Source organism: Mesorhizobium sp. 1M-11, from assembly GCF_001303895.1.
Lineage (GTDB): Bacteria > Pseudomonadota > Alphaproteobacteria > Rhizobiales > Rhizobiaceae > Mesorhizobium.
Window position 1 is genome coordinate 389,774 of record NZ_LJSD01000051.1, and the last position, 21,422, is coordinate 411,195.

At 63.9% G+C, this 21,422-nt stretch carries 23 protein-coding genes; 12 read left to right on the forward strand and 11 right to left on the reverse strand.

Annotated elements, in window-relative coordinates:
• Position 1: 1 nt before the first annotated feature.
• The 4 genes from AO692_RS22660 to AO692_RS22675 are packed head-to-tail and all read left to right on the forward strand — an operon-like array spanning position 2 to position 3,750.
• Positions 2 to 913, forward strand: a complete 912-nt coding sequence (locus tag AO692_RS22660; RefSeq protein ID WP_082407499.1) for an ABC transporter substrate-binding protein — start codon at positions 2 to 4, stop codon at positions 911 to 913.
• The gene (locus AO692_RS22665; protein WP_054312297.1) at positions 910 to 1,911 is read left to right on the forward strand and encodes an iron ABC transporter permease; all 1,002 of its coding nucleotides are present in this window, start codon (positions 910 to 912) and stop codon (positions 1,909 to 1,911) included. Before AO692_RS22660 ends, AO692_RS22665 begins: the two co-directional genes overlap by 4 nt.
• Positions 1,908 to 2,723, forward strand: a complete 816-nt coding sequence (locus AO692_RS22670; RefSeq protein ID WP_054312298.1) for an ABC transporter ATP-binding protein — start codon at positions 1,908 to 1,910, stop codon at positions 2,721 to 2,723. Before AO692_RS22665 ends, AO692_RS22670 begins: the two co-directional genes overlap by 4 nt.
• On the forward strand, positions 2,710 to 3,750 hold the full coding sequence (locus AO692_RS22675) for a hypothetical protein (RefSeq protein WP_054312299.1): 1,041 nt from the start codon (positions 2,710 to 2,712) through the stop codon (positions 3,748 to 3,750). Before AO692_RS22670 ends, AO692_RS22675 begins: the two co-directional genes overlap by 14 nt.
• 24 nt (positions 3,751 to 3,774) lie before the next feature.
• Here AO692_RS22675 and AO692_RS22680 read toward each other — a convergent pair whose 3' ends face one another.
• From AO692_RS22680 to AO692_RS22705, 6 genes are all read right to left on the reverse strand, one after another.
• Positions 3,775 to 4,332 (reverse strand): invasion associated locus B family protein, encoded by a 558-nt coding sequence (locus tag AO692_RS22680; protein WP_054312300.1) that lies wholly within the window; start codon positions 4,330 to 4,332, stop codon positions 3,775 to 3,777.
• Between the two features lie 242 nt (positions 4,333 to 4,574).
• Positions 4,575 to 6,047, reverse strand: coding sequence for a M81 family metallopeptidase (locus tag AO692_RS22685; protein ID WP_054312301.1), 1,473 nt, complete (start codon positions 6,045 to 6,047; stop codon positions 4,575 to 4,577).
• Positions 6,048 to 6,114: 67 nt separating this feature from the next.
• Entirely contained in the window at positions 6,115 to 6,486 is a 372-nt protein-coding gene (locus AO692_RS22690; RefSeq protein ID WP_054312302.1) for a RidA family protein, read from the reverse strand.
• 18 nt (positions 6,487 to 6,504) lie between these two features.
• Positions 6,505 to 7,332, reverse strand: coding sequence for a carbohydrate ABC transporter permease (locus AO692_RS22695; RefSeq protein WP_054312303.1), 828 nt, complete (start codon positions 7,330 to 7,332; stop codon positions 6,505 to 6,507).
• On the reverse strand, positions 7,329 to 8,198 hold the full coding sequence (locus AO692_RS22700) for a sugar ABC transporter permease (RefSeq protein ID WP_054312304.1): 870 nt from the start codon (positions 8,196 to 8,198) through the stop codon (positions 7,329 to 7,331). Before AO692_RS22700 ends, AO692_RS22695 begins: the two co-directional genes overlap by 4 nt.
• Before the next feature lie 251 nt (positions 8,199 to 8,449).
• Positions 8,450 to 9,679 (reverse strand): sugar ABC transporter substrate-binding protein, encoded by a 1,230-nt coding sequence (locus AO692_RS22705; protein WP_054312305.1) that lies wholly within the window; start codon positions 9,677 to 9,679, stop codon positions 8,450 to 8,452.
• Between the two features lie 203 nt (positions 9,680 to 9,882).
• Between AO692_RS22705 and AO692_RS22710 the strand changes: the two genes are divergently transcribed.
• The 7 genes from AO692_RS22710 (at position 9,883) to AO692_RS22740 (ending at position 16,440) form a co-directional block, all read left to right on the forward strand.
• Positions 9,883 to 10,650: an SDR family oxidoreductase gene (locus tag AO692_RS22710; protein WP_054312306.1), complete on the forward strand. Its 768-nt coding sequence runs from the start codon at positions 9,883 to 9,885 to the stop codon at positions 10,648 to 10,650.
• 10 nt (positions 10,651 to 10,660) lie between these two features.
• The gene (gene ugpC, locus AO692_RS22715; protein ID WP_054312307.1) at positions 10,661 to 11,722 is read left to right on the forward strand and encodes a sn-glycerol-3-phosphate ABC transporter ATP-binding protein UgpC; all 1,062 of its coding nucleotides are present in this window, start codon (positions 10,661 to 10,663) and stop codon (positions 11,720 to 11,722) included.
• Positions 11,719 to 12,600 (forward strand): MurR/RpiR family transcriptional regulator, encoded by an 882-nt coding sequence (locus AO692_RS22720; RefSeq protein ID WP_054312308.1) that lies wholly within the window; start codon positions 11,719 to 11,721, stop codon positions 12,598 to 12,600. The genes ugpC and AO692_RS22720 overlap by 4 nt, the downstream gene beginning before the upstream one ends.
• A gap of 23 nt (positions 12,601 to 12,623) precedes the next feature.
• Positions 12,624 to 13,694 carry a D-TA family PLP-dependent enzyme gene (locus AO692_RS22725; RefSeq protein WP_054312309.1) on the forward strand — a complete coding sequence of 357 codons (1,071 nt, stop codon included), beginning with the start codon at positions 12,624 to 12,626 and terminating at the stop codon, positions 13,692 to 13,694.
• A 26-nt stretch (positions 13,695 to 13,720) separates the two neighbouring features.
• On the forward strand, positions 13,721 to 14,194 hold the full coding sequence (locus AO692_RS22730; protein ID WP_054312310.1) for a hypothetical protein: 474 nt from the start codon (positions 13,721 to 13,723) through the stop codon (positions 14,192 to 14,194).
• Between the two features lie 323 nt (positions 14,195 to 14,517).
• On the forward strand, positions 14,518 to 15,564 hold the full coding sequence (locus AO692_RS22735) for a polysaccharide deacetylase family protein (RefSeq protein WP_054312311.1): 1,047 nt from the start codon (positions 14,518 to 14,520) through the stop codon (positions 15,562 to 15,564).
• 81 nt (positions 15,565 to 15,645) lie between these two features.
• Entirely contained in the window at positions 15,646 to 16,440 is a 795-nt protein-coding gene (locus tag AO692_RS22740; RefSeq protein WP_161808117.1) for a nucleotidyltransferase domain-containing protein, read from the forward strand.
• On the opposite strand, the gene AO692_RS22745 is transcribed toward AO692_RS22740, so the two are convergent.
• The gene (locus tag AO692_RS22745; protein ID WP_082407500.1) at positions 16,437 to 17,579 is read right to left on the reverse strand and encodes a citrate synthase; all 1,143 of its coding nucleotides are present in this window, start codon (positions 17,577 to 17,579) and stop codon (positions 16,437 to 16,439) included. The two genes, AO692_RS22740 and AO692_RS22745, sit on opposite strands and share 4 nt — an antisense overlap.
• A gap of 90 nt (positions 17,580 to 17,669) precedes the next feature.
• Here AO692_RS22745 and AO692_RS22750 point away from each other — a divergent pair, with 90 nt between their 5' ends.
• Positions 17,670 to 18,758: a citrate synthase/methylcitrate synthase gene (locus AO692_RS22750; protein WP_054312314.1), complete on the forward strand. Its 1,089-nt coding sequence runs from the start codon at positions 17,670 to 17,672 to the stop codon at positions 18,756 to 18,758.
• 20 nt (positions 18,759 to 18,778) lie between these two features.
• Here AO692_RS22750 and AO692_RS22755 read toward each other — a convergent pair whose 3' ends face one another.
• From AO692_RS22755 to AO692_RS22770, 4 genes are all read right to left on the reverse strand, one after another.
• Positions 18,779 to 19,066 carry a DUF1330 domain-containing protein gene (locus AO692_RS22755; RefSeq protein WP_054312315.1) on the reverse strand — a complete coding sequence of 96 codons (288 nt, stop codon included), beginning with the start codon at positions 19,064 to 19,066 and terminating at the stop codon, positions 18,779 to 18,781.
• A gap of 61 nt (positions 19,067 to 19,127) precedes the next feature.
• The gene (pyrF, locus tag AO692_RS22760; RefSeq protein WP_054312316.1) at positions 19,128 to 19,820 is read right to left on the reverse strand and encodes an orotidine-5'-phosphate decarboxylase; all 693 of its coding nucleotides are present in this window, start codon (positions 19,818 to 19,820) and stop codon (positions 19,128 to 19,130) included.
• A gap of 14 nt (positions 19,821 to 19,834) precedes the next feature.
• Positions 19,835 to 20,416, reverse strand: coding sequence for an NAD(P)H-dependent oxidoreductase (locus tag AO692_RS22765; RefSeq protein WP_082407501.1), 582 nt, complete (start codon positions 20,414 to 20,416; stop codon positions 19,835 to 19,837).
• A gap of 83 nt (positions 20,417 to 20,499) precedes the next feature.
• Positions 20,500 to 21,378: a DMT family transporter gene (locus AO692_RS22770; protein ID WP_054312318.1), complete on the reverse strand. Its 879-nt coding sequence runs from the start codon at positions 21,376 to 21,378 to the stop codon at positions 20,500 to 20,502.
• Between the last annotated feature and the right edge of the window lie 44 nt (positions 21,379 to 21,422).

The window sequence follows — 21,422 nt, forward strand, 5'->3', positions numbered from 1 at the left end:
AATGCAGGAAAGCAGGGCAGCAAGATCGAGCGACGGGGCTTTCAAGAAGCCCGGTTGCTCCTGGCTGCTCATCGCCCTGGCAGCCGTGTGTCTGGCGCCCGGCAGCGCAACGGCGGCGGAAACGCCGAAGCGCGTGGTCTCCATGAATGTTTGCACCGACCAGATGGCGATGCTGATTGCCGGGGACGACCAACTCCATTCCGTCTCCTATCTCGCTACCGATCCGTCAACATCGGTGCTGGCCGAGGAGGCTCGGCGCTTCGCGATCAATCATGGCCAGGCAGAAGAGATTTTCCTGATGCAGCCGGACCTTGTCCTTGCCGGCAGCTATACGACACGTGCGACCGTCGGCCTGCTCAGGCAACTCGGCATTCGCGTCGAAGAATTCCAGCCTGAAAACTCATTTGACGACGTGCGAGCAAGCTTGAGACGCATGGGCGATATCCTCGACCGGCGGGAGCGCACAGACACTCTGGTGGCCGAACTCGACCGCAAGCTTGCCGAGGCGAAGGCAAAGCCCCATCGCAACATCACCATCGCGACCTACTACGCCAATTCCTATACATCCGGCGCCGGCACGCTGATCGATGCCGTGGTGGCTGCATCCGGGCTGACCAACCTGGCCACGAAACTCGGTCTGTCCGGCACCCAGCAATTGCCGCTGGAGCTGCTTGTGATGGCCAAGCCGGACATGCTGGTCGACAGCGAGGCGCGCTACGCGACGCCGGCCCTGGCGCAACAGACCTTCGTCCATCCTGCCTACAGGACACTCGCCCGAGAAACGGGGCGCGTTTCCGTGCCGGCTAAATATACCATCTGCGGCGCGCCCTTTACGGCCACAGCGGTGGAGATGCTGACCGATGCGGCCACCAATCACTCGCCAAGCGGCCAGACAGGAGGCGCGCAGCCGTGACCGACACAGCCCGCTATCGCGCCCTGCTCGGCGTGCTCAGCCTATTGGTTGCCGTGCTCTTCGTGCTGTCGCTGACCGTCGGCCCAGCGGCGATCGCTTTCGGCGACAGCATCAAGGCGCTGTTCTCCGGCAAGGCGGACGCCATCGCGCTGATCATGCGTGAGATCCGCCTGCCACGCGCGCTGCTCGGGCTGATGATCGGCGCGACACTCGGCCTGTCCGGTGCCGCGCTGCAAGGTTATCTACGCAATCCGCTGGCCGAGCCCGGCCTGATCGGCGTCAGCGCCTCGGCGTCGCTTGGCGCCGTGCTTGCCATCTACAGCGGCCTGACGATCGCCTTCCCATTGGCGCTGCCGTTGTCGGCCCTGCTGGCAGCGATGATTGCCGTGCTCGTCGTGCAGGCGCTTGCCGGACGGGGCAGCAACACACTCGCCATCATCCTTGCCGGCGTCGCCGTCTCCAGCCTTGCCGGAGCCATGACCTCGCTGGCGCTCAACCTGTCGCCCAATCCCTTTGCCGCGCTCGAAATCATGTTCTGGATGCTCGGCTCGTTGACCGACCGTTCGATGACACATGTATGGCTGGCCGCCCCCTTCATGCTTGTCGGCTGGGTGCTTCTGCTGATGCTCGGCCGCGCGCTCGATGCGCTGACGCTGGGGGCCGACGCCGCCGCCTCGATGGGCATCGATATGCGCCGTGTGCAGCAACTGGCCGTGCTCGGCACCGCTGCCTCGGTGGGTGCCGCAACCGCCGTCGCCGGCGCCATCGGCTTCGTCGGGCTCGTGGTGCCGCATCTGCTGCGGCCGCTGGTGGGCGCGAGACCATCGCGGCTGTTGCCGGCCTCGGCACTCGGTGGTGCCGCGGTGGTGCTGGCCGCCGACATACTGGTGCGCCTCATCGCGCCGGGCCGGGACCTGAAGCTCGGCGTGCTGACGGCGATCGTCGGCGCACCGTTCTTCCTGTGGCTTGTCTATCGCGAACGGCGGAGGCTGGCATGAACCTGCTTGCCGTTTCCAACCTTTCGGCCTCGCTCGGCCGGCGGCGCGTGCTGAGCGATGTGTCCTTCACCATCGGTCCTAGCGAGTTCGTCGGGTTGATCGGACCGAACGGTGCCGGAAAGTCGACCTTGCTGAAGGCGGCCCTCGGCCTCGTGGCATCACAAGGCGGAATTTCGATCGCCGGACGCGATGCAGCCATGATCAGTGCGCGTGAGCGTGCGAGCAACATCGCCTACGTCGCGCAGGAGCACGAAATCGCCTGGGCGATCCCGGTCGAAGCCGTCGTCGCGCTTGGACGCACGCCGCATCGGCCAGGTTTCGCCGCGGCGTCGTCGGCCGATCACGCCGCGGTCGAACAGGCGATGCGACGTATGGAGGTCGACGCTTTCCGCGACCGTGCCGCCACCGACCTTTCGGGCGGCGAGAAGGCGCGCGTGCTGATTGCGCGCGCGCTTGCCCAGGAAACCCCCTTGCTCCTGGCCGACGAGCCGACGGCGGGCCTCGATCCGTCACACCAGATCACGTTGATGCGCCTGTTTGCCAGCCTGACGAAACAGGGCCGCAGCGTCGTCGCTTCGCTGCACGACCTTGGCCTGGCAGCACGCTGGTGCAGCAGGCTCATTCTGATCGACCAGGGCCGGATTGTCGCAGACGGGCCACCCGACACCGTGCTGACAGTGGAAAGTCTTGGCAGCGTCTACGGCGTCGATGCCTATTTCGGCACCGCAGCCGGGCGTCCCGTCATCCAGCCGCTGGACCTGATCGCATCTCCTACCCAAGACAAACCGGAAGACAACCATGACCGAACTTGAGCCGCTGCTGCAGAAACACCTTGGCGACTGGCGGTCGGGCTGGAGCATGGGCTCCTTCGGCGCCATCGCTGAATTCCACCAGGACGCGGCCGAGCAGCCGGTGATCGACGAGCCGCTCGACCTGACCCGTGCGACCCGGCGTGGCGCCATCCGGCTGGAGCGCCGCCGCCTCGCCGGGGCGACAGCTGTCGCCTATGAAACACTGAGCCCGAAGCGCCACCGCTGGAGCCACGCGGTTGCGCTATGCCTGCCGGAAGCGCGTGCGCGGCGAGACGGACACAAGGTGCTGACCGAGATCGGCCCGGATGACGATGCCATTCGCGGCATCGACCGCACCGGCATTCTGTTCGACATGGGTCTTGGCCTGCCGCAATGCGATTTCTGCATCCGCACCAGCGATCCGAAACTGCTGGGTGAATTGCGCGCCAATCTCGGCCGTTCGCTTTTCGAGCCTGGCAATGGCGCCACTCTTGCCATCATGGCCGCGCATCCACATCGCGTGGCACTGACCGCGCTGGGTCGTGTCGAGGTTTACCAGAAGATCGGCGGCCCGGACACCGGCGGCGTTTCGCCGGCTGGACCCCATACGCACCTTTTGCCCAAGCTGCTCGCCAGCGGCCGCACCCATTCGGCCAACACTCCGATACCGCAGGGCCTGCTGCCGCTTGCCTTCCTGCACCCGGGCAATCCGGTGATCGGTCCGATGGGCGAGGACCAGCCCTTCGACGTCGACCTGCACGACGCATTCCAGAGCCTGCTGACCCGTTACGGGACCGCGGAAGCGCGCATGGCAAAACAGGCGGTCAGTACGGCGCTCAACGCCGGCGTGGCGCCGCAAAGCTGGACACCGCCCGTCAGCCGCGCCGCCAAGACGGCAGCGCGCATAGCGCTGCGACAGGAAGCGAGATTAGCCACCTATAACGCAGACCTAAGGCGAGCCGGTATTGTCACCACGTGGCAGATGACCTTCGATCAGCTTGATCCGGAGACTTCCGACAGCGTCGAGGAGGAAGCGCCCGGACATTGATGCAGGTTGCAAATGTGCAGCCGGCTATTTCGTCGCCTGCATCTTGTCGACCGCGGCGGTAAAGCCCTTCAGGGGAACGGGGATGGTGAGAGGCTTGCGCGTCACGGCCTCCATGCCGATGTTGAGCGTGGTGCCGGATTTCAGCCCTGCCAGCAGAGCAGATGACAGCGGAACCGCCGCATAGGCTCCGTTCTGGTCACTGGTCTGAACAGCTGCCGTCGCTTTCTCGCCACCGTCGATCTGATAGGACACTCCCGAAGGCAGGAAGAGGCCGTGCGGCAACGCCAACAGCAGGACGAGCTCGCCCTTTTCCCCTTGGCGTCGCACAGTCAGCGTCAGCACCCGCTGACCGGTCTTGGCCTCGGTCAGGTTCTGCGAAACCTGGCACTCGAGGTCCGTCGTTGCACCGCCGCTGCTGCAGTTGACGACCCAGGAAGCCGCCTCGGGCTGCTTAGCCTCGGCGGCTTTCACTTCGGGTTTTGCTTCCTGGGCAAACCCGGATGAGCTGATGACAGCCAAAGCAAGACACATCGCGCCAGTTTTCGTCACCGAACGCGCGCTACCGAACCAGCCCGAGACCATGTGATTACCCCCATCTCTGTCGGCGCGATTTCTATACCAGCGCGTATCGCCCGCAAAGTGCGGTCCACCAGAAAGGCCGATATTTTGCGATCCCGATCATTCGCGACCTGCTGACTATTTTTGGGTGTTTCGCACTCCAGGCTCGCCAATCGTAACTTCCCGGATAGACTCCAAGCTCTGGGGTGACCCGATGGGCTGGGGAACGCGCGCCGTGTCGTATGGAGTTGTGCGGCGCGCGTGGCTCACGCCCAGGGCTCAGTCACTCGTGGCCAGACCGGGCGCACCAGCTTTTCGTAGTCCGTGGCCGCCGGATCGCTCGGATAGGAGCTCGGCGCCGAGACGTAGATGATCTCGGCCGCGATCGGCTCGAAGCCAGCGTAGAAATGGTTGGTCGACTTGATCAGCAGCACATCCTTCGACAGCGGATCGACACCGAGATTGGAAAAGATGTCCGGCTCGAAGGTCTGTGTGCGATTGGTGTTGAGGATGACATCGATCTCGGTACCTTCCAGCCTCACCAGCGCGGAAGCACCCAGCGTGACGCGGCTCGGACCGAAGCTCTGCCAGCTCTCCGCGACGGCCTTCACAACACGCACTTTGGCGTCGATCGGCTCGCCAGCGAGCGGACCGGCCTTGCCGCCGAACCGCAGGTCGATGACCGCGCCCTCACCCGCCGCATGGCAGAAGGTGACGGCGAGCGGATCCCATATAGTGGCAACGCCGATGTTGTTCGGGCCACGTGCCAGCATCGCGCGCAACAGGGAGGTACCATCGCCAGCGACGCCGCCGCCGGGATTGTCCCAGACATCGGCGATGACCACCGGTTTTGCCTTGTTGGCGGCGCGCACGTCCAGCGCGCGGTCGATGCCCTGGTCGGCTGTCAGCATCGGCATGGCAAGCTGGCCGCGCAGCGCGTAAAGCTCGCGCCCCAGTTGCTCAGCCAGGGCATCGCCCCTGGCCTTGTCGTTGTCGGTGACGACCATGATGCGTGCGCCCATTTCCGGCACGTCGGCGGCCATGAAGCCGTGGATGACGGAAACCGAAAGAATGCCGTCCCTGCCGTGCAGCGCCTTGATGCGGTCAACGAAGCCGCGCATCGGCTGGCGGCTTGTCGGCATCACCTCGATCATGCGGCAGTCGAAGGTCGAGATCACCGGCTTGATTGCGCCACGTGCCGCGGCAAGGCCGAGCTCGACGACATGCTCCCCGCGTTCATAGAAATCGGTGTGCGGAAATTCGAGGAAGGCGGCAAGCACATTGGCCGCCGCCACGCGCTTCGGCGTCAGATGGCTGTGCGGATCGAGCTCCGAGGCAATGACGACATCCGGCCCGACGATCTCGCGGACGCGAGCGAGAAGGTCACCCTCGCAGTCGTCGTAGCCTTGCGCCACCATGGCGCCGTGCAAGCCCAGGATGACGGCGTCAACCGGAAGGGCTGCCCGCAACTGGTCGAGGATCTCGTTCCGCAGCGCTTCGAAAGTCTGTCGCTGAACCAGCCCGCCGGGTTCCGCCCAGGTCGCAGTGCCCTCGATGACGGTCAACCCCTCGGCGGCAGAGCGACGGCGCAAGGCGACGATCGGCGAGGAGCACAGTGTCGGCGTTTCCGGATGCTGCCCCGGCCCGGCATAGAAGGCCATTTCGAAGGAGGCCCGGTCGGTCGGCACCGGCGAGAAGGTGTTGGTCTCGGTCGCCAGCGAGGCGGTGAAGATACGCATGCGCTTTACTCGATTGATCCGTCGGGAGATCGCCTTCCGCCGATCCTCGGCGGAAGGCATCAAACGCTCACTTCACCGGCGCGTAGGCAACCGCTTCGATCTCGACCTTGATGTCGATCATCAGCCGCGATTCCACGGTGGTGCGGGCCGGCGGCTCCTTGGCGAAGAAGGAGCCGTAGACCTTGTTCATGCCGCCGAAATCGCGCGCATCCTCGATCCACACTGTGGTCTTGACGACATCGTCCATCGTGGCTCCCGCGAGCGCCAGCGCGGTCTTGATGTTCTCCAGCACCTGACGGGTCTGCGGCTCGATGCCGCCATCGACCACCGTGCCGTCCGAACGCACCGGCACCTGGCCGGAAACGAAGACAAAATCGCCGGCGCGCACAGCCGGCGACAGCGGCACATGCGACGTTCCGAAAACCTGCTTGCGTGACATGATCTCAAAACTCTCCTGTTATTTGACGGCGCCGAGGGCGAGACCTCGGACGAGATAGCGCTGCAGCCAGGCGAACAGCACCGCTACCGGCAAGGTCGCCAGCAAGGCGGCCGCCATGACATGGTGCCATTCGATCGTGTAGCGACCGGCAACCAGCGCGAACACCTGGATGGGCAGCGTGTAGTTCTCCTGGCTGCGCAGAATGGTCAACGCGATGATGAACTCGTTCCAGGCATTGATGAAGGTGAAGATGGCGGTCACCGCGATCGCCGGCAGGCACAGCGGCAGGAACACCTTGCGCAGGGTCAGCCAGCGGCCGGCGCCTTCCATCCAGGCGGCCTCTTCGAGATCGCGCGGAATGGTGTCGAAATAGCTCTGCAGCATCCACACGTTGAAGGCGACGTTGAAGGCCATGTAGACGACGCCGACGGCGGTCGTGCTTTCGATCAGTCCCCAGGCGGCGATCAGCCGGAACAGGCCGAGCACCAGCACGATCGAGGAGATCATCTGCGAGATGAGCAGGAACTGCCGCATCGCTCCATAACCGGCAAAGCGGAAGCGCGACATGGCATAGGCTGCCGGAATGGCGACGATGATGGCGCCGACGGTTGCCAACACCGAGACATAGAGCGAATTGAGCAGGGCACGGCCGAAGCCAGTCACCACCCACATCTCGACGAAATTCGACCAGCGGAACTCACTCGGCCACCAGGTCGGAGACAACACTTCAGGGCGCGGCTTGACGGCGGTCAGGAACATCACCGCGAAGGGAAACAGCGTCACCACGACCAGCGGCGACAGAAGCAGCCAGGCGATGACGGAACGGACGAGCTTGCTTTTCCTCATGCTTCCCGCTCCCGCATGGCCAGACGCACATAGATCATGGTGAAGATGAGCAGGATCGCGAACATGACGAGAGAAACGGCCGAGGCTTCGCCAAGTTTCCCGACGCGGAAGGCCAGCTTGTAGAGATAAGTCACCAGGATGTCGGTGGAGTTGGCCGGCCCGCCCTGCGTCATCACCCAGATGATCGGGAAGGAATTGAAGACGTAGATCATGTTCAGCACGATGGCGATGTTGATGAACGGCTTCAGAAGCGGCAGCGTGATGGTGCGGAACTGCTGCCAGGCCGAGGCACCTTCAAGGGCCGCTGCCTCATAGAGATCGTCCGGGATCGAGGAGAGGCCGCCAAGGAAGATCGTGACGGTGAAAGGCACGGTAACCAGGATGCCGATCAGCACCTGCATCGGGAAGGCCGTTCCGGCGCTGGCCAGCCATTGGATGTTCTGGTCGATGAGGCCGAGCCCCATCAGCGCCGAATTCAGCATGCCGCTTTCGCCGTTGAGCGCCCAGCGCCAGACCACGGCCGTCATGGTCAGCGAAACCGCCCAGGGCAACAGTATGATGACGCGGGCGACACTGCGACCATAAAAATCCGAATTGAGGATCATCGCCACGGGGATCGACAGGACCAGCGCACCGGCGACGACCGAGAGCGTCCAGAGGCCCGTGCGCCAGAGCGCCGCCATGAAATCAGGATCGTCGGCAAGTGCGGCGAAATTGGCCAGCCCGATGAAATCGCGCAATTGGCCGAAGCGGCTGACGTCATGGGTCGAGATCTGCACCAGATCGTAGACCGGCCAGAAGATCACCACCGCCGCCAGGAACAGGCTGGGCAGGATGAGCAGATAAGGCAGCGCGCGATTATGCATGCGGGCCGATCAGGGACGTCATGAACAAAAAAACCTCATTGTGACGTTCGCGCCACCCCTCATCGCCCTGCCGGGCACTTCTCCCCGTGAACGGGGAGAAGGACGCGCATCGACGATTTCGCCAATCGCCAACAGTGTAGAACGAGCGCCTGCCGGCGAACTGCTCTCCTCTCCCCGTTCACGGGGAGAGGATGCCGGCAGGCAGGTGAGGGGCAGCGCGTACAGTCCGGTTTCTCTCACGCGGTTGGCGCTTACTTCTTCAGGACGCCATTTGCCTTGGCGGCGGCATCCTTCAGCGTCGCTTCCGGCTCGCCCTGGCCGAGATAGATCTTCTGGACGGCGTCGGAGGTGATCTGGGCGATCTCCTCCCAACCCGGGATGACCGGCGCGAAGCGGGCCTCGGGCAGCAGTGCGGTGAAGGCGGCAAGCCCTGCGTCCTTGGTGTAATAGTCCATCTTCGCCTCTTCCTTGTTCACCGGCAGCAGGCCTTCGTTCTGGGTGAACTTGGCGCGCTGTTCGGTCGAGAAGAGGAAGTCGAGCAGCTTCCAGGCTTCTTCCTTGTTCTTGGAGTTCTTGAACATGATGATGGAGTCGGTGACGCCATAGGTGCCGCGCGCGCCGGTCGGCCCGGCCGGGATCGCCGCCACACCATATTTCAGGCTGGGCGCTTCTTCCTTGATCTGGTTCATCATGAAGGGAGCGGTGATCATCATGCCGACCTTGCCCTGCTTGAACAGGGCCATGACATCCTCGCGGTTCATCGAGGTGACGCCCGGCTGGGTCAGGCCTTCGTCGATCATCGACTTGTAGAGCTTGGCCGCTTCGAGTGCGCCCGGCGTGCTCAGGCCCGACGTGCCGTCCTTGTTGAGGATCTCGGTGCCGAACGACCACATCCCGTAGTAATAATAGACGTCGGTCTCGATCTCCTTGCCCTGGATGCCGTAGCCGAAGGCGCCGGCTGCCTTGATCTTGCGGGCATCCTCCTGCAGTTCGGTCCAGGTTCCGGGCGGATTGGCGATGCCGGCCTTCTCGAACAGCTCCTTGTTGTAATACATGGCGCGCGCCGAAGCGGCGATCGGCAGGCCATAGGTCTTGCCCTCCATGATCGACGGCGACAGGAAAGTCTCGATGAAACGGCCCTTGAAATCGGGCGTCATGTAGCTGTCGAGCGGCTCGGCAACATCCTGCTGCACGAAGTCGATCAGCCAGCGCGTGCCGATGATCGAGAGATCCGCATTGGTGCCGGCTGTGATATCGGTGGTCAGCTTCTGCAGGAGCACGTCCCATGGCACCACTTCGAACTTCAGCGTCGTGCCGGGATTGGCGGCTTCGAACTCCTTCTTGACCTCCTCGAAATAAGGGCCGGTCTTCGAAGAGTATTCCGCGACGGTCACGCGCACTTCGCCCGCATCGGCCTGCGCGGCTACCGCCAACATGCTCAACCCGGCCAGAAGGCCGGCAGTCCATCGTGCCAGTTTCATAAACTCTCTCCCATTGTCATTGCGGGACATCGTCACCGATATCCCGAGCAGCAACATGCGGCTTTGCCTTCATGTTACTTTCCTACATTATCGCTGAAAATCCACCTTTCAAGCTGATTTTTCTGTTGCTTAATTACATTTTTGATTACATTTTTTGCGCTACCCTTGAGTGGGTCCCCAGTCAGGAGGAGTCGGCGCGGGCAATGTCCAATACGGAATTCCAGGGCAAGACCGTGGTGATCACCGGGGCCGGCGGCGGGCTGGGCTCCGCGCTGGTGGCGCTGTTTGCCGAACGTGGCGCACGGGTGGTCGGCTGTGACCAGTCGCTCGATACCCTGAGCAGCGAGGCGATCGCTTCGCGCCATGTCTTCGACCTGACCCGGCGTGAGGAGATGGAGGCCGCCGCAAGCGCGATCGTTGCGCGAGATGGCGTGCCCGACATCCTGATCAACAACGCCGGCTGGACACGCGCCGAAACGCTTGCAGCACTCAACGCAGCCACTATCGAACGCGAGCTCGACCTCAACCTCACCGGCGTCATGACCTTCGCCGATCCGCTGACCAAGGCGATGGCGCAGCGCGGCAGCGGCAGCGTCGTCTTCGTTTCGTCGGTCAACGCCATCGCGCATTTCGGCAACCCGGCCTATGCCGCCGCCAAGGCCGGTATCAACGCCTATGCCAAGGCGCTCGCGGTCGAGCTCGGCCGCAGCGGCGTCCGCGCCAATGTCGTCTGTCCCGGCTCGATCCGCACCGCTGCCTGGGATCACCGATTGGAGAAGAACCCCGAGGTTCTCGGCAAGCTGAAGCGGCTTTATCCGCTCGGCCGTATCGTCGAGGCCCGCGAAGTGGCTGAGGCCGTCGTGTTTCTGGCGTCGCCTCGCGCCTCCGGCATCACCGGCGTGGTGATGCCGGTCGATGCCGGCCTGACGGCAGGCTTCCTGCCCTTCATCGACGATATATTGGGAGGTTAGAGAGCCTATTATGACCGATGTCTCGTTCCGCGCCCTGTCGAAATCATTCGGGCAGCACAAGATCCTCGAGGATATCGACCTGGAGATCGCCAGCGGCGAATTCGTCGTGCTGGTCGGCCCTTCCGGCTGTGGCAAGTCCACGCTGCTGCGCATGCTGGCGGGGCTGGAAACGATCACCTCCGGCGACCTTCTGGTCGGCGGCGTGCGCTCCAACGACCTGCCGCCGCAGAAGCGCAACATCGCCATGGTGTTCCAGTCCTATGCCTTGTTCCCGCATCTGAAGGCTTCGCAGAATATCGGCTTCGGCCCGAAGATCCGCGGCGAAAGCGCGCCCGTTGTCGAGGAGAAGGTGAAGAAGGCCTCCGGCATCCTCAACCTGTTCTCCTATCTTGACCGCTATCCGCGGCAACTGTCCGGCGGCCAGCGCCAGCGCGTCGCCATGGGCCGCGCCATCGTGCGCGAGCCTTCCGTGTTCCTGTTCGACGAACCGCTTTCCAATCTCGACGCGCAGTTGCGCGTACAGATGCGCACCGAGATCAAGGCGCTGCACCAGCGGCTCAAATCCACCATCGTCTATGTCACGCACGACCAGATCGAGGCGATGACCATGGCCGACCGGATCGTGGTGATGGACAAGGGCCGCATCCAGCAGGTCGGCAAGCCGCTCGACCTCTACGACAAGCCGGCAAACAAGTTCGTCGCCTCCTTCATCGGTTCGCCGTCGATGAGCTTCGTTTCAGGCGCGCTCAAATCGGCATCGGACGGCGCCTGGTTCGAACCATCGGGTGGCGGCAAGCTGAAACTCGGCAACGATCGCGCGGCCTCGGGCACCATAGAAGCCGGCATCCGCCCGGAGCATTTTGTCGTCGACGGTGATGGTTCTGTCAGCCTGCGCGTCGACGTCGTCGAGCCGACCGGCTCTGAAACCCATGTCTATGGCGCGATCGGCAACGACACCATCCGTGCGGTGTTCCGCGACCGCATCGCGGTGAAGCCCGGCGACCGGCTGCCGGTCAGCGTCGCACCCGGCAACATCCATCTGTTCGACACGGCAACGGGCCTACCGCTGTGAAGACACCGGCGGACATCATCACCCGCTTGCAGATGATGGCCCAGGACGGCACCAAGTCGGACCGCCGGCTGGCAGGCATGGTGCTGTCCGAACCCGACTTCGCCTCGAAGGCGGCGATCTCCGAGATCGCCACCCGCGCCGGCATCAGCGAGCCGACCGTCACGCGCTTCTGCCGAAATCTCGGCTGCGAAGGGCTCCGCGATTTCAAGTTCTATCTCGCCCAGGCGATCGCCATCGGCGGCCAATATCTTTCGGCCGAACCGCCCGGCAGTGACGTGCGTGATCAGCGTATCGCTGCCGCCATCACCGAAGCGGCTATCGCTGCGATCCAACGCGCCAGCGGCATGCTGCCGATGCCAAAACTGATCGAGATCGCCGAACGCATCGCGGTTTCCGGCAACATCCTGTGCATCGGCTCCGGCGGCATCTCTTCGATGATGGCGACAGAGATGCAGAACCGGCTGTTCCGGCTCGGGCTCTCCGCGCTGGCGCAGGTCGACGGCCAGCTGCAGCGCATGTACGCCTCGGTGGCGACGCCTGAGACCACCGTGCTTGCCTTCTCGGTTTCCGGCTATGCGCGTTCTGTGGTCGAGGCCGTGCAGGTCGCCCGCCAGTACGGCGCCACCACCGTTGCCGTCACCGCGCCAGACTCCGTGCTGGCCAGGGCAGCGGAAACGCTGATCCCGTTCCAGTCGCTCGAGGATGGCAACATCTACAAGCCGACCTCCTCACGTTTTGCGCTGCTGGCCATTGTGGATATCATCGCCACGGCAACCGCCGAAGCGCGCGGACCGAAGGCGCTGGAAAATCTGCGCCGGATCAAGCAAAGCGTGTACACGCTGAAAGTGGCCGACCCGCGCCTGCCGCTCGGCGACTGACCTTAGCCCTTACAGGTGACCTCATGACATCGCGCCCGAAAACCATTGCCGAAATCGACACGCCCGCCGTGTTGATCGACCTCGACCGCGCCGAACGCAACATCGCCAATGCACAGAAGGCGGCAGAGAAGGCCGGCGTGAAGCTGAGGCCCCACATCAAGACGCACAAGCTGCCCTTCTTCGCCAGGAAGCAGGTCGAGGCGGGCGCCGCCGGCATCACCTGCCAGAAGATCGGTGAGGCGGAAGTGATGGCCGATGCAGGGCTGACCGACATCTTCCTGCCTTACAACATCCTCGGCAAGGCGAAGCTGGAGCGACTGCTCAAGCTGCACAAGCGCATCACGCTTTCGGTGACCGCTGACAGCGCAACCACGATTGCCGGCCTCGCCGGAACCTTCACCGATCCGGCCCGGCCGCTCAAAGTCCTGGTCGAATGCGATACGGGTGCGGCCCGCTGCGGCGTCCAGACGGCCGAGGAGGCGCTGGCGCTGGCCAGGCAGATCGACGCGGCGCCCGGCCTCGCCTTCGGCGGCCTGATGACCTATCCGGCGGCCGGGGCGCCTGAAGCGGCGGAAGCCTGGCTCGCTGCAACGCGCGACCTGCTTGGAAAAGAAGGCCTTGCCTGCGAGACCGTGACCAGCGGCGGCACGCCTGACATGTGGCGCAAGCAGGACGCGGCCATCGTCACCGAATACCGGCCCGGCACCTACATCTACATGGACCGCTATCAGGTCGAAAAGGGTGCCGCGAGTGCCGACGATTGCGCGCTCACAGTACTCGCCACCGTGGTTTCCGCTCCAACGCCGGCCCGCGCCATCCTGGACAGCGGCTCCAAGGCTCTTTCCAGCGACCTGCTCGGCCTGCCCGATCATGGCGAACTGGTCGGCATTCCGGGCGCCCGTGTAACCGGCCTGAGCGAGGAGCATGGCAAGGTCGAGCTGACCGGCGGCGCGACACTCTCGGTCGGCGACCGCGTGCGCGTCTTGCCGGACCATGCCTGCGTCGTCACCAACCTGTTCGACGAGGTCTATCTCGTTTCCGGCGACCGCGTCGTCGATGTGCTGCCGGTCGCCGCGCGCGGCAAGCTTTCCTGAACCCCTTCCAGACGAACGGAGCCACCATGACCGAAACCAAGAACCCATTTGCCGGCGACGCGGACCGCGCCTTCATCTGGGACATGCTGATGCCGCGCGACTTCGAAGCCTTCGCATCCCAGGACTGGTCGATGGTGGCCGGCGATTTCGACGAGATGCGTTTCCTCGGCATCCACGCCCACAACTCGCCGAACCAGGACGACTGGAATGCGGCCTTCCCGACCTTGCAGGCCTATCGCGAGGAATGGCTGAGCCAGGCCGCCGAATCCGCTTCGGTGACCTATGCCGAGCCATTGCCGTCGGCGCTGCTCAAGGCGGTGACGCTCAACCGCATCGATATCAACGGCAATGTCGCCGTGGCGCACAAGAAGTTCGACGGCACCGTGCCGCTGGCCGATGGCGGTGTCGACCGGCTGAACTGGCAGACCCTCTATTTCTGCCGCAATGACGGCGACCGCTGGCGCATCACCGGCTTTGTCGGCTACATGAAATACCGTTGACAGGAACAGGGCGATCGCCTTGGTTCCCAAGGCGATCGCCCTTAGAGCGTTTCCGTTTTTCACGGAAACGCGGATACGCTCTAGCTCTTTGTTTTTACGCAATTCCGAACGGAAAACCGTTGCACGCTTTTCCTGGAATTGCGCCCGAAATCAGCGCCTGCGCGGGCAGTTTATTAACTGGCGCTGCAATAAGTTCCTTTCGGCCGTCGCATCGGCCACCACCCGCATCCTGCGGGCGTGTATCGGAGCCGAGGAATGTCCGCGCATCGCCATCCCCGATTGGAAGGCCGCCTTGCTGATGCCATCGGCATCGAGGCGCCGGCATGTCTCTGAAAGGCTCCGCCAAGAGGTTCCTCAAGCACGGCGCGATCCGCGCCGGCCTGGAAGGTGTGGCGCTCACACGTGCCGGTGCGCTGTGGCCGGCGGCGGCGGGGCGTGGTGTGATCTTCACGCTGCACCATGTGCGCCCGGCGCGGCGCGGCGGTTTCGACCCCATCGCGACGCTTTCGGTGACGCCGGAATTCCTCGACGAGGCGATCCGGGTCTGCACCGAGACAGGCCTGACCCCGGTGGCGCTGGACGACCTGCCGCGCCTGCTTGCCGACCCCAGGGACAAGCGCCGTTTCGCCGCCTTCACGCTGGATGATGGGCTGCGCGACAATGCCCAGCACGCGGCGCCGGTGTTCCGCCGGCATGGCGTGCCCTACACCATCTTCATCGCCAGGGGTTTTGTCGAACGCACCCGCTCGATGTGGTGGGAAACTGCCAAGGTGCTGACGCGCTCCAAGGACAGGTTCGAGTTCGATTTCGGCACTGGCCAAGAGACGGTCACCACGAAAACCGTTACCCAGAAGCAGGACGCCTATGAACGGATCGTGCACTTCGTGCATTCCAGCAACGAGGACGCAGCGGTCGCGGAGATCGAACGGGCCGCTCGTTCCCGCATGATCGATCCGCTTGCCATCGTCGACCAGCTGGTCATGACGGCAGACGAATTGCGGGTGCTTTCCGCTGACCCGCTGGTGCGCTTCGGCGCGCACACACAAACCCATATCGCCATGGCACGAGTCGATGAAGCGCGGCTTGCCGAGGAAATCACCGGCTCCATGGATGCCGTCGAGGCTTATGTCGGCTACAGGCCGACCACCTTCGCCTATCCATATGGAACCAAGGTGGCGGTATCGCCGCGCGAATTCGATGCCGTAAAGAAGGCCGGCATCAAACTGGCTGTCACTACGCGACCCGGCATGCTGACGGCGGACAGCTTTGACCAGCCGACCGAGCTACCGCGCGTCTCGCTCAACGGCCACTACCAGAGGCGGCGTTATGTGAAGGCGTTGCTGACTGGCATTCCGTTCCGGCTGTTCTAACACAAATCGAACTGGGAACGGTCATTCTGCCGCCGCCATTCGATGTTTGCATCGGCCGCAGCGTGGTCAGGAAATCAGCCCGTGAAGAATGATCAAGTTCGCGGATATGTTCCTGCTCACGCTGCCGCAATTGCCGAGCAACTTCTTGGCATGCTCGATCGAACCAGCCTTGGCGGCGTGAGCGGCCTCTACCTAATGGGCTCGATAGCGCTGGACGATTATCGCCCTGGACACAGCGACGTCGATTTCCTGGCGGTCATTGAACCGACCTTCGATGTATCCGTGCTGGTTGATGTGCATTCGAAACTGGCCGAAATCTGCCAATCACATTGTGACGGGATCTACCTGAAACGCCATGAATTGTCGGTCGCGCCCGGCGAAACGGGTCCCTCGGCCCGAGAGGGCAGGGTGACGTTACAATCCTGCGACGAGCGCCATCCGGTTACCTGGCTGACGCTTCTGCGTCACGGCAAGGTATTGCGCGGCCCTGTCCCCGATCGAACCTGGATTGCCTCCGATATCAATGCGGCCATCGCGTATAGTCGGCAAAATGCACGATCCTATTGGAGACCTTGGCTCGATGGTTATCGACAATCCCCAGGAGTGGCAGCCGGATACATCTTCAACGATGCCGAGGTCGAGTGGGGCGCGTTGGGTATCGCGCGTCTCCACGCATTGATCGCCACCGGCCGGATTGAGTCAAAAACAGGCGCTGGGCTGCACGCGCTCACGGCATTTCCCCCTCATTCCCAGCTAATTCGTGAAGCGCTTCGTATTCGGAATGGATGGAGATCTTCTCTATACGCGTCGGAGATCAGCCGATCGAATGACTTTGTTCGCTTTCTGGACGACGCCATTGCAGCCGTGACCGCCTAGTTATCATCGGTCGGCAGCGGCCCTTCGTAGCGGGCGCGCGGGCGGATCAGCTTGCCCGACAAGACCTGCTCGATGGCGTGCGCTGTCCAGCCGACGCTGCGGCCCAGCGCGAACAGTCGGATGGGCGCATCGGCCGGCAAGCGGTAGGACCGGGTCAGCGCCACCAGCGCGAAGTCGACCGTCGGTTCGGCGCCGGTGGCATCGAACGCCGCCTGGCGCAACTCGCGGATGTCGTCGTCCAGCTTCATGTCCGCCAGCAACGCTGCCCCCCGCGGATCGCCGCCGGGATAGAGCGGATGGCCGAAGCCGGGCAATGGCCGGTCATGATCGATCCAGCGCGCCATTGCGGCGCGTACGCCGATCCGAACGGCGTCGTCCACCAGCATGGCGACGGCGTCGGCGGCCGTGCCGTGGCGCGGACCATAGAGCGTCGACAAGCCCGCCAGCAGGCAGGCGACGAGCGGCGCGCCGGTGGAGGCCGCCACGCGCGCGGCGAAGGCCGAGGCATTGAGCTCGTGGTCGGCCACCAGAACCATGACGCGGCGCAACACCTCCGCAGCCCGGTCGACCCGCCACCCTTTCGCCAGCCGCAGATGCACGGGTTCCACACCGGGTGCTGCCCCCAGCGCACCGGCAAGAGCCGCGATGGCCGGCATCGCATCCGCCTGCAGCACGGACGCGTTGCGCCCCAGCGAAGGTTGCCCCCTTGCCGCCAGACTGGCAAGGACCGAAAACGCCTGTGCGATGCCTGTCTCTGCCGGCACACCCGATGTTGCAAAGCGCGGAGAAACAGCACTGGCCCACAACAGCCGCGCCGTGTCCTCCAGGGTGGCGGTTTGTGAAAAGGCCACCGCATCCTCGCCGCGATAGATCAGCCTGCCATGGATGACGGTGGACAGTTCGGTGGCGAACACCGGCTCGCCCCACGAAACGGCGCTTTCGGCAATCGCAGCGACGCGGCGGCCACGCGCCCGGCGCGTGGTGAGCGCTTCGATATCCTCCAACCGGTAGAGACTGCGGCGTGGGTCGGCAGGGTCCGGCTGCATGCCGATCTGGCCGCGGCTGACATAGGCGTAAAGCGTCTGTGCACGCACGCCCAGCCTGTCCAGCGCTTCGTCCCGTGTCAGCCAGGAGCTCATATCAACTCGTATATTGATTCTATTGATCAAGATTGATGGCAATCAACAACAGCATTATCTCGGATCGAAAATTGGTCAAGGAGCAAGATGATGACGAGCGGACTGGATGATGTGGTTGCCGCCGAAACCGTGCTTTCGGAAGTGGACGGTTTCGGCGGGCACCTGACGATCCGAGGCCATGCTTTGCGTGACCTTGCCGGACGACGCGATTTCGCCGGCGTCACACATCTGCTTTTCGACGGTTTCTTTGCCGACCTGCCGGATGAGAAGGAGCTGACGGCAAGGCTCGGTCAAGCACGGGTCGAGGTGTTCGAAAGGATGCAGGCGCTGCTGCCGACGTTGGCCGGGCTCTCCGTCTATGACGGCATGCGCGCCGGTACGGCGCTGATGCCCGACGGCGACACGCTCGACGATGGGCTGCGTCTGATTGCGGCGCCCGCGGTGCTGACGCCTGCCCTCATACGCATGCGCAAAGGCCTCGAGGCCATTGCTCCGGTTGCCAAGGCCGGCCATGCCGCCGACATGCTCACCATGCTCACCGGCACGGATGCCAGCCGGGACCTGGCTGCCGCGCTCGACACCTATCTCGTCACCGTCTGCGACCACGGCCTCAACGCCTCGACCTTCGCCGCACGCGTGGTCGCCTCGACCCAGGCCGGCCTCACCTCGGCGGCACTTGCCGGCCTCGGGGCCCTGAAGGGCCCGCTGCATGGCGGCGCACCCGGCCCGGTGATCGCCATGCTCGATGCCATCGCCGCGACCGGCGACGCAACCGGCTGGCTCAGCAAGGAACTGGCCGAAGGCCGCCGCATCATGGGCTTCGGCCACCGCATCTACCGCGTGCGCGACCCACGCGCCGATGTGCTGAAGGCCGTTGTCCGCCGCATCGGCCCCGATGGCGCGGCTGGCCGCCGGCTGGCTTTCGCTGAGACGGTGGAACAGGCCGCGCTTGAAATCTTGAAGGGGGCCAAGCCCGGCCGCGTACTGCAGACCAATGTCGAGTTCTACACGGCACTTCTGCTGGAAGCGGCAGGCTTCCCCGAAGAAGCCTTCACCTGCGTCTTCGCGGCAGGACGCATGGCCGGATGGATCGCGCATGCCCGCGAGCAGCAGGCGACGGGCCGGCTGATGCGGCCGCAATCGCGTTACATCGGGCCTGTGCCGGACCTGGTTGCCTAGAACAGGCTTGCCTCAGGCGCTCAGACCCCTTCGACGAGCACGATTTCGCCGTCGGCCACCTTCTGGCGGATGGCAACGGCGCGCTGGTATTCGGGCGAATGGTAGCAGTCGCGCGCGGCCTGAAGACTCTCGAACTCGATGATGACGTTGCGGCCGCGGCCCGGCCCTTCTGCCTTCTCGTGTTCGCCGCCGCGGGCAAGGAACTTTGCGCCAAAGCGCTCGAAGGCAGGTTTCGCGGCTTCGACATAGGCTTTGTAGCCTTCCGCATCGCGCACATCGACACGGGCGATCCAATATGCCTTGGGCATGAGCAGTCTCCGTACTGGCGCCTCGTGCCAAGACGAGGCGCAGATTCAAAAGTGTTGCGGCTCAGGCCGCCGCCATCTCGTCCAGGATAGCCTGGGCGGCGGCGCGCCTGTCAACCGCGCCGACGATCGGCCGTGCGACGACGAGATGGCTCGAGCCATTGCGGATCGCGTCCGCCGGCGTGACGACACGCTTCTGGTCGCCGCGATCCGCACCGGCAGGGCGGATGCCGGGGGTCACCACCGCCATGTCGGGACCGACAACCTTGCGCACGGCCGACGCTTCCTCGGCCGAGCAGACGATGCCGCCCATGCCCGCAGACAATGCCTGTTCGGCGCGCCGCAGCACCAGCGTGTGCGGATCGTACTCGTAGCCGGCATCGATGACATCCTGCTCGTCCATCGAGGTGAGCACAGTGACGGCGAGCAGGCAGAGATTGCTGCCCCTGGCCGCTTCCACCGCCGCGCGCATCGTCTTTGGATAGGCGTGCAGGGTGAGCATGGTCATGCCCATCTTGACGATGTTCTCGACGCCCTTGGCGACGGTGTTGTCGATGTCGAGCAGCTTCATGTCGAGGAAGATCTTCTTGCCGTCGGCGGCAAGGTCTCGCGCGAATTCCAGCCCGCCTGCAAAGGCAAGCTGATAGCCGACCTTGTAGAAGGAGACCGTATCACCAAGCTCCTTCACCGCCTTCTCGGCTTCAGCGACAGTTGGAATATCGAGGCCGACGATCAGTCTTTCGCGCATATCGTTCATGTCTTCCAAATCCCTCACCTCGTTGACAGCATGCGGGCTCGTTCGATCAGCGCCTGCGCCACCAGATCCATCGCGTGACGAAGCCGTTCGTCGACAAAATTGCCGTCGGCGTCGAAAGCGCCGGCGCCGTTCGGCACCGAGCATTCCGGCGTGACGATGTCCATGTGGCAGCGCAGCAGGATGGCGCGCAGATGGTTGATGGCGCGTACGCCTGCGAAATGGCCCTTCGACGACGAACACAGCGCGACCGCCTTGCCGGCCATCGGTTTCAATTGCCGGCCGCCGTCATGACGCACGATGCTCACCCAATCGATGGCATTCTTGAGCAGCGGCGAAACGGAGCCGTTGTATTCCGGCGTGACCAGCAGCAGTCCGTCATGGGCGCCGAGCAGGCGCGCCAGCTTCATGACGTTTTCAGGGATGCCGGTTTCCTTCTCGACATCCTCGTCGAAGATCGGCATCGGGTAATCGGCGAGCGAAATGCGGGTCACATCCGCGCCCTGCATGGCCAGCGCCTTCTGCGCTGCATCGGCCGTCCTGCCGCTGAAGGCACCGCTGCGGATCGAACCCGCGAAGACGAGGATCTTGGGAATCACGGCACAGCGCTCCTTTGCCGTCCGGCAGCTATAGGCGATGACGCAGCTGAATCAAGTGCAAAGCTCGGAAGGTTTGAAAACCTTCAAGCTCTTCGCGTCGATGTTGCCGGCCGTGTCAGAAAAACGCCGATGATGCAGATGACGAAGCCGATCACCGCCCCGGCGGTGATCGCTTCGGAGAACATCAGCCAGCCCCAGATCATGGTGACGGGAGGGGTCAGGTAGATCAGGCTTCCAACGCGGGTTGCCGTGCTTCTTCGGAGGCAGAGCCAGTACAAACCGTAGCCGCCGAGCGTGGAGAAGAAGATGAACCATGCCACGGCTGCGAGGAAGCGTGGATCGGGTATCGGCGCTATTTCACCCTCCAGAAGCGCCAGCGGGGCAAACAGGACTGCAGCGACAAGACTTTGTATGGCCAGCGACGGCAACAGAGGGGTGTTGTCCGACACGCCCTTGGCGATGATTGTCGCGATGACCAGGCTAAGCGTCGACGCCCCCGCCAAGGCATAGGCCAGAAAGGATGCTCCGCCAAGCGAACCACCGACAGCAAGCGAGACGCCCGCGAGGCCGAGGGTCAATCCTGCCCATTGGAGGCGGTTCACCGGCTCATGCAGGACAGAACCGGCGAGAGCGGCCGTCGCGATGGGCTGCAGAGCGGAGACCAGCGCGGCCGTGCCGACGGGAACGCCAAGATCGATCGCCTTCACCCCCAGCGCCAGATACCCGAACATCGCGAAGGCCCCCAGCATCGATTGGAGGATCAACGATTTGGCCGTCAGGCCCTGCCGCACCGCGCGGAACAAGAACGGCAGCAGGATGAGCGAGACGAGGACAAAACGCCAGAACAGCACGAGGAATACGGACCCGACATCAGCAGCCAGCCGCGCGCCGATGAACCCGGAACTCCAGGCAACGATCAGGCCGGCTTCCAGTGCTCCAAGGGAAAGCGCGCTCGCTTTCATCCTGATTCCGGCTTTGCGCTTCCGAGAATGCGTGCGGCCGCGTT

Bases quoted from the DNA above. Each gene is read 5' to 3' on its own strand.
- AO692_RS22660 (WP_082407499.1), top strand. From the start codon at position 2: ATGCAGGAAAGCAGGGCAGCAAGATCGAGCGACGGGGCTTTCAAGAAG.
- AO692_RS22670 (WP_054312298.1), top strand. From the start codon at position 1,908: ATGAACCTGCTTGCCGTTTCCAACCTTTCGGCCTCGCTCGGCCGGCGG.
- AO692_RS22675 (WP_054312299.1), top strand. From the start codon at position 2,710: ATGACCGAACTTGAGCCGCTGCTGCAGAAACACCTTGGCGACTGGCGG.
- AO692_RS22680 (WP_054312300.1), bottom strand. From the start codon at position 4,332: ATGGTCTCGGGCTGGTTCGGTAGCGCGCGTTCGGTGACGAAAACTGGC.
- AO692_RS22685 (WP_054312301.1), bottom strand. From the start codon at position 6,047: ATGCGTATCTTCACCGCCTCGCTGGCGACCGAGACCAACACCTTCTCG.
- AO692_RS22690 (WP_054312302.1), bottom strand. From the start codon at position 6,486: ATGTCACGCAAGCAGGTTTTCGGAACGTCGCATGTGCCGCTGTCGCCG.
- AO692_RS22695 (WP_054312303.1), bottom strand. From the start codon at position 7,332: ATGAGGAAAAGCAAGCTCGTCCGTTCCGTCATCGCCTGGCTGCTTCTG.
- AO692_RS22700 (WP_054312304.1), bottom strand. From the start codon at position 8,198: ATGCATAATCGCGCGCTGCCTTATCTGCTCATCCTGCCCAGCCTGTTC.
- AO692_RS22705 (WP_054312305.1), bottom strand. From the start codon at position 9,679: ATGAAACTGGCACGATGGACTGCCGGCCTTCTGGCCGGGTTGAGCATG.
- AO692_RS22710 (WP_054312306.1), top strand. From the start codon at position 9,883: ATGTCCAATACGGAATTCCAGGGCAAGACCGTGGTGATCACCGGGGCC.
- ugpC (WP_054312307.1), top strand. From the start codon at position 10,661: ATGACCGATGTCTCGTTCCGCGCCCTGTCGAAATCATTCGGGCAGCAC.
- AO692_RS22725 (WP_054312309.1), top strand. From the start codon at position 12,624: ATGACATCGCGCCCGAAAACCATTGCCGAAATCGACACGCCCGCCGTG.
- AO692_RS22730 (WP_054312310.1), top strand. From the start codon at position 13,721: ATGACCGAAACCAAGAACCCATTTGCCGGCGACGCGGACCGCGCCTTC.
- AO692_RS22735 (WP_054312311.1), top strand. From the start codon at position 14,518: ATGTCTCTGAAAGGCTCCGCCAAGAGGTTCCTCAAGCACGGCGCGATC.
- AO692_RS22745 (WP_082407500.1), bottom strand. From the start codon at position 17,579: ATGAGCTCCTGGCTGACACGGGACGAAGCGCTGGACAGGCTGGGCGTG.
- AO692_RS22750 (WP_054312314.1), top strand. From the start codon at position 17,670: ATGACGAGCGGACTGGATGATGTGGTTGCCGCCGAAACCGTGCTTTCG.
- AO692_RS22755 (WP_054312315.1), bottom strand. From the start codon at position 19,066: ATGCCCAAGGCATATTGGATCGCCCGTGTCGATGTGCGCGATGCGGAA.
- pyrF (WP_054312316.1), bottom strand. From the start codon at position 19,820: ATGAACGATATGCGCGAAAGACTGATCGTCGGCCTCGATATTCCAACT.
- AO692_RS22770 (WP_054312318.1), bottom strand. From the start codon at position 21,378: ATGAAAGCGAGCGCGCTTTCCCTTGGAGCACTGGAAGCCGGCCTGATC.